This window comes from Micromonospora sp. NPDC005163 (assembly GCF_053599835.1).
This window is the reverse complement of sequence record NZ_JBSFYP010000017.1, coordinates 74,070-86,752: the sequence shown is the minus strand read 5'-3', so window position 1 is coordinate 86,752 and position 12,683 is coordinate 74,070. Positions and strand designations below refer to the sequence as shown.

Below are 12,683 nucleotides of genomic sequence, written 5' to 3'. Positions count from 1 at the left end.
TTATTCGTTCCTCCCCGGTGTGCCGATCAATTCGTCCGCGGCCGCGATCAAGGCCACGACCACCTCGGCCTGCGCTTTCGCCGAGTCCATCCGTTCCTTGATCGACGATTCGAGATCGAGGTGCTCGTCGAGCATTGCTTCGAGCTCGTTGGTCCGCTGTTCGAGGTATCCGACAGGACCTTCCCCCTGCGCACCGTGCACGATCTGTTCGACGATCCCCGCAGCCCTCTCGTCGATCGCCTGCAACGCCGACTCCTGCTGGTGTTCGTGTTCCCCAGCCTTCTTGATGTCATTGGCCATCGCCGCGACATCCACGGCGGCAGCGACGACCCCGAGGACGACCCCGACCTTGGCAACCTTGGCGCCGCCCTTCACCGCACCCCACGGCTTGAACTTGTGGCCGAACTGCTTGCCGATCGCGTAGACCGCGTCCCGATTTCCAAGGGCTTTCGCAAGCCGCGCCGCAGCTCCTGCGACGTTACCGGCACCCTCGGTCAGATCCTCGTGCCAAGCGTTTCCCTGGGTTTTGAATTCTGCCGCGAGCTCGGGTTTCACCTGGAACTCAGCAGCGCGCATCTCGCGTCCGATCGCTGATATGTGGTCACTGTGCCACTCGTCCAGTTTGCGGGCCGCGTCGGCAAGGTGCCGTTCGAGATCAGCTTCGAACTGCGGAGCCTTCCACCAGGAGTCGACGAGGTTCTCCAGCTTCTGGCCGTCCTTCCGGTCGACTTTCGCGACTGCGGATTTCGTCGCTACCAGGTGGCGGTCCACCATACGGCGGGCGTCCTCTCGCAGTGAACCTTCGAGGACCACGGCGTCGTTCACTGCAGCCCGGAGGGTAGCGATCACCGGTCCCGAGCGACGCAGGTCTTTCGTGCAGTCGACCTGCACCTGGTGAAGCGTGTGCTGGTGACGCTTGAGGTCGGTGACCGCCGCATCGAAGGCGGCGGACGACGCCGCAGCGGACAGCTGCTCGTCGGAGAGACCTGATATGGCGCTCGTCAATGCGGTCACGCCGTCCCACAGCCGATTCTCGTCGAAATCACCAGGTTCTGCCGTTGCATCGCCTCCCACCAGGCCGAACGGATCGCCGGACAAGCAGTGGATCCTGTCGATCTCGACGTCGATGGAACGAGCGGCGAAGGCTGCATGCAGTTCCTCGCGTTTGCGGTTCTGGAGGTTGAGAAACGCCTCGGGTGCAGTCAGCGGATCCACGCCCAGTTCGTCGCACCGATTGACGAGGAACACCATCTGCCCGCCTTTTGCGGCAATCGACTCCGAGCCGCGCGAGAGCTCTTCCAGTATCGAGGTGTTGCCGACCAGCAGATTGATGTGGACGACGACGAACACGAGAGCGGCCTCGGCGATCGCCTCGAGCGCGTCGGTCTCGTGCTCGTCGTGTCCGCTCTGCAAGCCCGGCGTGTCCACGAGATCGAACCGGGGGAACTGGTAGCGGTTCGCGGCTGCGGTCGCGGGCAACGCCCGGATGTCGAACGCTGCGTGTGGTTGCCGGCCGCTGTCCACCACGATCCGACGGATCAACGACGACTTTCCCGAGTTGTAGTCACCGAGAACGGCAAGAGTTGGCCTGGCTCCGTCGACGCGCCAGAAGGTTCGTGCGATATCAAACAGCGCCGGGTCGCGTCGGGCCGCGTCCTCGAGGTCGTCTCGCCACGAGTGGATGTTCGCCGTCGACGGCGCGCTCCATGCCGCAGCTATTGCGCGCGTCAGCCGGCTGCGGTCCTCCTCCCGGCGACTCGAGTACGTCTCCTGGACGGCACGGTCGATCTGCGCCGATTGGTGGTCGACGACAGACTCGAGCCAGTCCTCGCCCAACAACGCCCGGGTCACCTCGGCCGGGGATTCCCCCATCCGACGCTGCGCCCGCAGCAGGACGTCGGCCACAGCGGGTGCGGGCTTGATCGAACCGGCGTAGGTCTGCAGGCTGTCGATCAACGGCACGATCCGGCTGCGCGCCATGCGAAGCTCGATCGCAGCGCGGAGCGACTCGCCGACCGCAGAAGCCAACAACGTCCACGCCGCTTCCCGGCTGTCCCGGACGAAGGCATCCTCGTAATCGACGAACGTCTGATCCACAGCGCGATGGCAGTCTGCAATTGCCTGAGCCTTCGCTTCTCGTGCTCGCTCCGACGCTTGCCGGCTCATCTTCTTGCCGAAGTGTTGCTGGAGCTGTCCTGCGATCCCGACGCCCACGGCAGTTGCGCCGAGGACCCAACCTACGGGGTTCCAGAAGAGGGCCAACGCAGGTACCGCAAGGGCGCCCACACCCACCGCGATGCCCGCCCCCCTGACGACATCACCCGCCACACCGCCGCCCTCGTCGCCGAGGATCATCGCGGCGTGCGATACCGCCGGCCCGCTGTCGATGAGCTTATGGTCCACCGCGACTTCAAGCTCACGCTGCAGGAACGCCCGGCGATCCGCCCAAACGGCTTCCGCCGCAGCGGAAATGGCACCTTGATCGAACACAACCTTCGTGAACTTCGACTCGTCGATCGCTGTGTGCTCGTCGAATGCCCTCCGGATCAGATCATCCGCATTGGCCTTCGCCTGTCGGCCGCATCCCGCAAGGTGCGAGGCAGCGAGGTGCCGGACGAAGCGGTCCAATGCACCCTTGGCCGGCGACGTGTACGGGCGACCTCGCGCCAGTTCGGACACTTCAACCAGATCCGCGCTGAGAGCCGCATCGTGCAACCACTGGGCGCGTTCGGCGTCGTCCGGATAGCCCAACACGGCGAACAGCGACTCGACCTCGCGTTCGAGGGATTCCGCTTCCTGCTCGATCTCGACCGCCAGGTCTTCGAGTTCGCCGACCCCTCGGCGGCACCGTGGTCGGATGTCCTCGCGCAGCGCGGTCAGCCGGAGATCGGCGCCGCCTTCCGCGATTGAGGTGGCTATCAGGCGCTCGAGCGTTCCGAAGTTCGACCAGCGATCGAGGTAGTCCTTCCCGAACTCCTCCCGCTCGTGGTGGAAGTCCTTCTGGGCCGGACCTTGGAAGGGGGTCGTGGCGCGCGCGAACAACGCCCGCCGGCTGTGGATTGCCACGATCGGAGTGTCCGGCAGGCCAATCTGTACGAGCTGGGTCCGAATGTTGTCGGTGTGCTGGCGAACCGATTCAGACAAATTCCTGCGGCGAGCCTCGGGAACTTTCGCGGGGTGGCGCCAGCGCGGGTTGCGGACGTTGAGGACAGCCACCACCGGCTTTCCGTGGTCGCGGATCCAGGCGGCGATCTTCTCGAACTCCATCTCCTGCTGAGACTGGTTGTCGAAGCACAGAAGCACGATGTCGGCGATCTCGACTGCCTCGCGGGCCTTAGCCTCGAGATCGTCGCGGCTCTCGGTGCGTCCCCAGCCGTTAATCCCGGGTGTGTCGAACAGCCGGCAATCCCGCCACTCGATTGGACGCACCTCGGTGGTCCAATCGCTGACACCCGGTGAGACATACTCCCCGTCGAGCTGGCCGAACGCCGACAGCAGGGTGCTCTTTCCGACGCCGGTACGCCCGAAGAACGCGATGTTGAACGACCCGAGCGACTCGCGCTCACGATCGAGGTGACGTCGCATTTCCCCCGGAAACCCACGAGTGAAGTCGTCCAGTCGGGTGATCAAGCCAGACGAGGACGGCGCGACGCGCTGCCCTTGCGCAAACGCGCCGACCAAGTCGTCCGTGATGTCATCCAGGCGCGTCAGTTCCGCGTGTCCCTGCTCGACGGCCAATCGAACGGCCTCCTCGAGCGACACCACCTCTGTCATCAACTCGTCATCAAATTCGCTGGCAGGCCGGCCACGGCGCGAACGCACCGCCAACTCCCCGGCGCAACGCTTGCCGAGAAGTTTGTCTACGGGGTGTCGGTCGATCTGAATGAGCGTGAAGCTGGACTCGGGGCGTGGGGGACATGGGTGCGGAGCCTAGGCGGTGATCGACGGCAAGGGGTGTCTTGAATCCGACTCAACCCTGCCGCCAGGGCTGTCGGGCAGGTCAGCCCAGGTAAGGGGTGAAGTAGCATGCGGCAGTGATCCGCTCATGAGGCCGACCATCGCCGCCGACACCCTGCGTCGGACCCTCACCCAGTACCTGACCACCACCTTCGGCCTGACCGAGGACGGCGTACGCCAGGGCCTGGAAGGTTTCCTCTCCCACGCGGAGCAGGGCATCTTCCGCGGCCCGTACCTGCGGATCCGCACCCCCTTCCGCCCGGCGGAGGGCGACTGGCGGGCGCACCTGGACTGGGCGCCGGCCGACTTCACCCCTTACCTGCACCAGGCGAACGCGTTCGTCCGGCTGTCGACGAAGGGCAAGGCGGCCGAACCGACCCTGATCACCACCGGCACCGGCTCGGGTAAGACGGAGTCGTTCCTGATCCCGGTGCTCGACCACTGCCGGCGGCAGAAGCAGCAGGGCCGAGCCGGGATCAAGGCGATCCTGCTCTACCCGATGAACGCCCTGGCCACGGACCAGACGCAGCGCATCAACGAGCTGCTCTCCGACCCGGCGCTCAGTCAGGTGACCGCCGGTCTCTACATCGGCGACGTCGCGGCGATCGAGTACCCGCACGTGTTCACCAAGCGGTCCGAGATGCGCCGCACGCCGCCCGACATCCTGATCACCAACTACAAGATGTTGGACCTGCTGCTCCAGCGCGCCGACGACCTGCCGCTCTGGGAAGGCGCCGAGCCGGCGTACGTGGTGCTGGACGAGTTCCACACCTACGACGGTGCGCAGGGCACCGACGTGGCGATGCTGCTGCGCCGGCTCGCCGCCGCGCTCGACCTCGACGAGCCGGAGCGGCCGCTCGGGCCGATCTGTCCCGTGGCCACCTCCGCCACGCTCGGTGAGGGCGGCGGCCGGGACGGTCGTACCGCGATCCGTGAGGTCGCCGAGCAGGTCTTCGGCGTCGCCTTCGACGCCGGGTCGCTGGTGGGGGAGGACCGGTACGAGGCCGGCGAGTTCATCGCCCGCCAGGACTTCAACCTGCCGCTGCCCAGCCCGGAACAGCTCGCGGCCGTCGACGACCGCGATCCCGAGGAGATGATGGCCGAAGTCGCTGAGCTGGTGGTCGGCGAGCGCTGTCTCGACGACCCGACGCGCCTCGGTGATCTGCTCCGTCAGCATCCGTTGACGAAGGCGGTGCTCGACTCGCTCCAGGCGAGGCCGTGCACCCTCGACGAGATCATCGATGTGCTGCCTCGCAAGAACGCCACCGGCTGGGGCAGCGTGATGAAGACCCCGCCCGAGATCACGGCGAAGGCTCTCGCCCGGTTCGTCGGCCTGCTCTCCGTGGCGCAGAACCCGGAGGCTCCTGGCCGCCCGCTACTGAACATCGAAACCCACCTGTGGGTACGCGCCGTCTCCCGCCTGCTGCGCGGCACCTCCCACCAGGCCGCCTTCGGCTGGTACGGCGAAGCGCCGCGCGAGCTGGACCCGTACGCCACCGACGCCGACGTGGTCGTGGCCGACAACCGCTACCCCCGGCTACCGGCCATCTACTGCCGGCACTGCGGCCGCTCCGGCTGGATGGCGTTGTCGCCGGAGAAGGACCCGCAGGAGCTGGAGACCGACCCGGACAAGATCTACCGAGCCAGCGTCGGTCGGGACAAGCGCCGGGTCCGCGCGCTGATCGCCGCGACCCAGGACGAGGTACGCCAGCGCTCCCGTGGTCTGCTGGTTCTGGAGTACGGCCGTCGGGTGCGCCCCTTCGACGAACAGCGGGACCGGGAGCCCACCGACGACGCGATCGTGGTGCTCGGTGACGTTCTCGACATCGACGGCGCCGAGAAGGACCGCTGCCCGTCCTGCGAGTTGGACCACGGCATCCGCTTCCTCGGCGCCGGCCTGGCCACCCTCGCCTCGGTGGCGATCACGCAGCTCTTCACCGGTGGGGAACTCGACGAGGCCGAAAAGAAGACGCTGCTCTTCAACGACTCGGTTCAGGACGCGGCGCACCGCGCCGGTTTCGTCGCCAACCGGTCCTACTCGTTCTCGCTGCGCTCCCTGCTCGCCAGCCGGCTGGAGGCCGGGGAGTCGATCGGGCTCGACGACCTCTTCGCCAAGATGATCGAGGCGGCTGCGCAGCCGGAGATCCTCTCCACCGTCGTGCCGCCGGACCTGCACGACCAGCCCGGTGTCGACAGCCTGCTCGCCGGTGAGCACACCGGCAGCCGGGAGACCTGGGAGCTGATCAGCGAGCGGCTCGTCTTCGCCACCGTGATGGAGACCGGGCTGCGTTCCCGCCAGGGCCGCACCCTGGAGTTGACCCGCAGTGTCGCCGTCGAGGTTGCCCTCGACGACCCGGCGCGAGCCGCCGCGATCTGCCGGGACGTCCACCTGACCGGCCCCGGCAACATCGCCGGGTCGCCCCCGGACGACGCCCGCTACCTCGCCTTCCTCCGTGGTTTGCTGGAACGGCTGCGTACCCGCGGTGCGGTTTACCACGAATGGTTGGTGCCGTACCTGAAGCGCGGGGGCACCCGTTGGCAGGTCTGGGGCGGCCGCCCCGCCGGCATGCCCGCGTTCCCGAAGGGCCTGTCCGCGCCCACGTTCCTGCTCGCGACGCCCAAGTCCCGCTCGGAGTTCGACGTGATCACCGCGCGCGGCAACTGGTACCAGGACTGGACGTCCCGCTGCCTCGGCCTCGACTCCGGCGACGCCGCCGGCTTCCTCACCCGCCTGCTGCCGGCACTCGCCGCTGCCGACGTGGTCGCCGTCGGCGACACCGAGGACGGCAACACGGTGTACGGGCTGATGCCCGGCCACCTGCGGGTGACCCGGCTCGACGACGCGTCCGCCGCGGCGGCCGGAGTCGGCTGCGACACCTGCCACTGGCAGCAGACGGAGCACCCCGACCGGGTGGCGGACTGGATCGGCCAGCCCTGCCGGCAGTACCGCTGCCGCGGTCAGCTCCAGGCCGCCCACGACGACACCGCTGCCGACGACTACTACCGGCGGCTCTACCTGGACAGCCCGGTGTTCCGCGTGGTCACCGGCGAACACACCGGCATGCTCACCCGCGCGCAGCGGGAAACGGTGGAGAAGCAGTTCCGCGACGGCGAGCGCTACACCGACCCGAACGTGCTCTCCTGCACGCCCACCCTCGAAATGGGCATCGACATCGGCGCCCTCTCGGCGGTCGTGCTCGCGTCGCTCCCGCACGGCCCGGCCAACTACGTCCAGCGGGCGGGCCGCGCCGGCCGTAAGAGCGGCAACGCGTTGGTGCTGACCCTGGTCGGGCGGTCCGAGCGGGACCGCTACTACCTCACCGACCCGCGGGACATGATCGCTGGTCAGATTGTCCCGCCCGGTTGTTTCCTCTCCGCCGTGGAGATCCTGCGTCGCCAGTACCTCGCCCACCTGATCGATATGGCTGCCCGCGGCCGCCTGACCGGGGTGCTGCCGATGCCACGGCGGGCGCACGTGCTGTTCGGTCCGACCGGGTGGCTGACCGGCCTCGCTGAGGCTGGCCGACGCGACGGTGGCCGGCTGGTGGAGGAGTTCCTGACGCTCTTCGGGGACAAGGTCCTGCGGGCTGCCGCCGACCAGTTGCGTGAGTTCGCGGTGGACGGCATCGTCCACCGGGTCAAGGAAGCCGACGAGGTCTGGGAGTCTCGGCTGGCCGACCTGCGTCGCCGGATGCAGGAACTCGCCACGGCCCGGGGCACGCTGGTGCCCAGCGACCCGGACCACGCCCGCGAGATCAAGATGTTGAAGGCGGAGGAGGGTGCGGTCCGTCGCCGTCTGCGGGAGGTCAGCGCGGCTGCCGCTCACGGCACTCTGGTCGAGTTCGGTCTGCTGCCGAACTACGCGCTCATCGACACCCGGACCGACCTGGAAGCCACCCTGACCTGGGAGGACAAAACCGACGGCGACCGCCGGTTCCACAGCGAGCTCCGCGAGTACGGACGCCCCGCCCGCCAGGCGCTGATCGAGATCGCCCCTGGAAACAGCTACTACGTGCGGGGTTACAAGCACGAGATCTCGGGGCTCGACGTGGGCCCGGCGGACCGGCCGGCGTACGAACAGTGGCGGGTCTGCGCCCAGTGTGGCTACGTCCGCACCCACCTGGCCAAGGAGGACACCAGCGCCTGCCCGCGCTGTGCGGACCCGGGCATCGCCGATCATGGACGACTGTTCCAGGTCCTTCAACCGACCCGGGTGCTCAGCCGCGACAAGCGCGACGACGCCCGCATCCGCGACGACAGCGACGACCGGGACCGGCGCTTCTACGCGACCGCCGTCGCCGTCGACGTCGACCCGGCGAAGGTCGATTCGTCCTGGCGCCACGCTCACGACACCTTCGGTGTCGACTACAGCCGGCACGCGATGATCCGCCACTTCAACCTCGGTGCCCAGCGCTACGACCGTGCAGCTGAACTCTTCGCTGGCGATGAGGTGCGCATCAACCGGTTCCACACCTGCAATTCCTGCGGGGGCACAACAGTCGACGGTGCGCCTGCGGTGAGCCAACAACTCGCCGCGCAGACCTCCGGATCGACCGTCGTACAGGGTGCCGAGCACCACCGCCCCTGGTGCCCGTACCGACGTTCACCGGCTGCCCCGGACACCCACGTGGATCTGATCCTGGCCCACGAGTTGGAAACCGAGGCGTTGCGCATCCTGATCCCCGCGGCGACCGCTGTCGTGCAGGAGCGCATCGTGTCCTTCGCCGCCGCTATCCGCCTCGGCATCGCCGCGCAGTACGGCGGCGACCCCGCGCACCTTCAGGCCGTGCCGGCCACCATGCCGGACGGGCAGAGCGACGGGACGCGCAACTTCGTGGTCGTCTACGACACCCAGCCGCAAGGCACCGGCTACCTGCATCGCCTCGCCAAACCGGAGGAGTTCCGCGCAATCCTCGAGCTGGCTCGGCAGCGGATCGCCGACTGCGTCTGCCGACACGAGGGCAGGGCGGTGTGTCACCGCTGCCTACTGCGTCACGCGCGCAACGAGCACTTCGCCCTGATGAGTCGCGATGAGGCGCTGGGCATGCTGGACAAGCTCCTCGACAGTTGGGACGTCCAGGAGGGCACCCGCACGGACGAGATCTCGCTGATCCACCAGGTGGAGAGCGAGCTGGAGCTGCGCTTCCTCACCAAGCTGCTGGCGCTCGGCGAGACACCCAACTCGGGCCTGCGGATCGACCGGCGGACCGACCATGACGGCGCCCGCATCGCCGACCTGCGGTTCGTCCGCGACAACGGCCAGAGCGTCACCCACTGGCAGATGAAACTGCAGAACACCGTTCGAGGCACCCGGCCCGACGTCCACTTCAAACGCCTCGACGCGCCGTCCCCCGAGGTAGCGGTCTATCTCGACGGCTTCAAGTACCACGCCTCGTCCCAGTACAACCGGCTCGCCGACGACGCGGAGAAGCGGGCCCGCTTACGTGCGCACGGCTACCTGGTCTTCGCCGCCACCTGGGACGACGTCAAGACCTGGGGCAGCACCGACGGGCAGGGGCGGTGGACCCCGTACGGCGGAGTCAGCAAGCAGGCAGCGCGGGAGAAATACCGGCAGTTCCTTCCGGGTGCGGACCCGGACGAACTCGAAGAGACCATCTGGGTCAACCCGATCGAGCAGCTGATGCGCTTCCTCGCCGATCCCGATCTCATTCGATGGCAGCGCCGGGCGGAAGCGACCTTGGCGGGCATGCTCAAGCAGGCTCGGGACAACACCGCTACCGACTCCGGTGGCGTCGGTGAAAGGCTGGTTCCCGCGCTGCGCGGAGAGCCCCTCCCCGGACCCACAACGTCGCGCCACATCATGCTCGCCCGCGCCCGAGACAACGCCGACTGCCCGGTGACGGTCGTCGTTGACGGGCGGAGCAAGCCGTTGCCGACATGGTCCGCGCTCACCGTGCTCGACGATCTGCCCGCCGCCGTCGCCAGCGAGGGACACAAGGAACGATGGGCCGCCTGGCTGGCGTGGGGCAATGTCGTGCAGTTCCTCACCAACGGTGGTGGTGACGCGGGCCAGCTCACGGTCTCCGCCCTCGACGAATTCGAGCCGGCCTCGATGGCGGTCACCGAGGGCACCGGACTCGTGCTGGCTCAACGCGCGCTGCCGCTCGATGAGGAGACGGCAACGTGGCTCGGCGTCGTGGCGCAGCCGGCAGCCGCCGAGCCCGAAACGCTCGACAAGGAATCCCCGTGGCGGGACATTCTGCGCTACCTGGACCCGGACGAGAACACCCTGGACCAGCTCGTCCAGCAACTTGCCCGGCAGAATCTGCCCGCACCGGTCGTCGGCTACGAGCTGGGTGATCAGGGCTGGCAGGCCGAACTCGCCTGGCCCGATCGACGAATCGCCATTGTGCTCACCGGCCGGTCCGACGACCCGGAGACGGAAGACCGCGATCGGGCGTACGCGGAGGCGGGCTGGCACGCCCGTACCGCTCGGGAATGGTCGGTTGACACGTTGGTGGCGGAGATCAGGGCGACGAGCGGGGGAGAACGTCGATGAGCACCGGAGCAACAACCCTGCGGATGCTGGACCGCGCCGACAAGGAGGTCATGAAGCTCACCCGCGCCGACATCGGAGCGGTCTACGAGTTCATGCACAAGTTCCGGAACAATCCGGAGAATCCTGGGCTCAATCTGAAGGCGCTCAACAGCGACTCCCGGCTGATGTCCGCTCGGGTCAACAAGGACTATCGCGCCCTGCTGCTGCACATCGCCGAGCGCGACTACCTGCTAGTCGCGGTCAAGCACCGCGGTGAGGTGTACGACGACCTGACCCGCTACGCGTACCGCATCAACCGGGTCACCGGCGGCATCGAGGTCATCGACATGGCACCCGTCGGTGACAGCATCATCGGCCGGGTCATTCCGCCGGATGTCGAACCGGAGCCCGCGCAGAAGCCGCTCTTTCAGGCGTACACCGACGCCCAACTGTTGGAGCTCGGCGTCTCCGAGCCGTTGCTGCCGCAGATCCGGGAGTTGACGACCGAGGCGCAGCTTCTGGAACTGCTCGACCGGGCGCCGCAGCTCACCACCGATGTGCTCTTCGCGCTCTTCGACGGCACCCCCTACGACGAAGTACTCCAACAGGTCACCGACCCGGTCCGCGCCGATGAGCCGGTCGATCCCGAGGACTTCGAGGCGGCGGTGGAACGCCCCGCCACGCAGGTGACCTCTGACGACGAGGCGTTGCAAGCGATGCTCGGCGAGGCTTTCGAGCGGTGGCAGATCTTCCTGCACCCCACCCAGCGGAAGCTGGTCGAACGCCGTTACAACGGCCCTGCGCGGGTCGGAGGTGGTCCGGGCACCGGCAAGACGATCGTCGCCTTGCATCGGGTGGCGCACCTCGCCCGGCAGCTACCGCCGGGGGTGGACAAGCCGATCCTGCTCACCACCTTCAACCGGAACCTGGCAGCCGACCTGCGTACCCGACTGATGGCGTTGGGCGGGCAGGAGCTGGTGTCGCGCGTCGACATCGTCAACATCGACCGGTTGGCCAGCCGGGTCGTGGCCGAAGCCAAGGCAGGCGGCAGCCGGCGCGTGGTGGACGACAATCGCGTCCTCGAGCTGTGGGACGAGTTCCTCATCGAGACCGGGGAGACCGCCTGGGAGGCGGAGTTCCTCGCTGCTGAGTGGACCCAGGTGATCCTCGGTCAGGTGCTCAACTCGCGGACCGACTACTTCAAGGCCCGCCGCCCCAACCGCGGCCGCAGTCTCTCCCGGATCGAGCGGGACCAGATCTGGCAGCTGACCGAGCGCTTCACCACCTGGCTGGAGAACCGCGGCGTCTGGACCTGGCGCCAGGTGGCACAACGGGCCGCCCGCCTCGAGATGGACCGCACGGCCCAGAACACTGGCGTCGCCGGCGAGTCGTCCGGCGGGTTCTACCGCCCGCGCTACCGCCACGTGGTGGTCGACGAGGCGCAGGACCTCAGCGCCGCGCACTGGAAGATGCTGCGTGCCATGGTCGCGCCAGGCCCGGACGACATGTTCCTCACCGGCGACACCCACCAGCGCATCTACGACAACCACGTCACGTTGAGCAGCCTCGGCGTCAACATCCGCGGTCGATCGTCCCGGCTCACGCTGAGCTATCGCACCACCCGGCAGATCCTCGCCGATGCCCTGCAGATCATGACCGGCGAGGTGTACGACGACCTCGACGGCGGTGAGGAGGACCTGGCGGGCTACCGGTCGCTGCTACGTGGCGGCCGCCCGGTCTTCCATGGTGCCCCGACCTGGGCGCAGGAACGGGACCTGATCGTCGAGCAGCTCCGCAGTTGGGGCAACCCGACCGACGGCTCGGTGGCCATCTGCGTACCGACCAAGGACTTGGCGGCGGACGTCATCAGCCGGTTGGAGGCTGACGGGTTGTCGGTGGTCGAGATTGGCCCTGACGGCCCGAAGCGGCCTGACGGCGTGCACATCGGCACGATGCACCGGTTCAAGGGGCTCGAGTACCAGCGCATGATCATCGCTGGGGTCAGCGACGGCTTGATGCCTCGACAAATGATCAACAGGTACCGGGACACTGACCCGAAACGCTACCAGCGTGAACGTCAGCGCGACCGGTCGCTGCTCTTCGTCGCCGCCACTCGTTCGCGCGACGAGCTTGCGGTGTTCTGGCACGGCACGCCCAGCCCGTTCCTGACCGGGCGACTCGTACAGCGACAGCTAACCTGATGGCCGGCCCCTGCTCAGGCGGGGTC

Annotated in this window: 3 protein-coding genes; 2 read left to right on the top strand and 1 reads right to left on the bottom strand. The window is 67.8% G+C overall.

Annotated elements, in window-relative coordinates; all coding sequences use genetic code 11:
- A complete protein-coding gene (locus ACWD6N_RS14500) occupies positions 1-3,822 on the bottom strand; it encodes a GTPase (protein WP_450004883.1) in 3,822 nt (1,273 codons plus the stop codon).
- Positions 3,823-4,045: 223 nt separating this feature from the next.
- On the opposite strand from ACWD6N_RS14500, the gene ACWD6N_RS14495 reads away from it, so the two are divergent.
- Both ACWD6N_RS14495 and ACWD6N_RS14490 read left to right on the top strand, forming a co-directional pair.
- A complete protein-coding gene (locus ACWD6N_RS14495) occupies positions 4,046-10,477 on the top strand; it encodes a DEAD/DEAH box helicase (RefSeq protein ID WP_450004882.1) in 6,432 nt (2,143 codons plus the stop codon).
- Complete coding sequence (locus ACWD6N_RS14490; RefSeq protein WP_450004881.1) at positions 10,474-12,657, top strand: UvrD-helicase domain-containing protein; 2,184 nt, start codon at positions 10,474-10,476, stop codon at positions 12,655-12,657. The genes ACWD6N_RS14495 and ACWD6N_RS14490 overlap by 4 nt, the downstream gene beginning before the upstream one ends.
- Positions 12,658-12,683: the final 26 nt, after the last annotated feature.

Coding starts and splice junctions, on each gene's coding strand:
- ACWD6N_RS14495 (WP_450004882.1), top strand. CDS start 4,046: ATGAGGCCGACCATCGCCGCCGACACCCTGCGTCGGACCCTCACCCAG.
- ACWD6N_RS14490 (WP_450004881.1), top strand. CDS start 10,474: ATGAGCACCGGAGCAACAACCCTGCGGATGCTGGACCGCGCCGACAAG.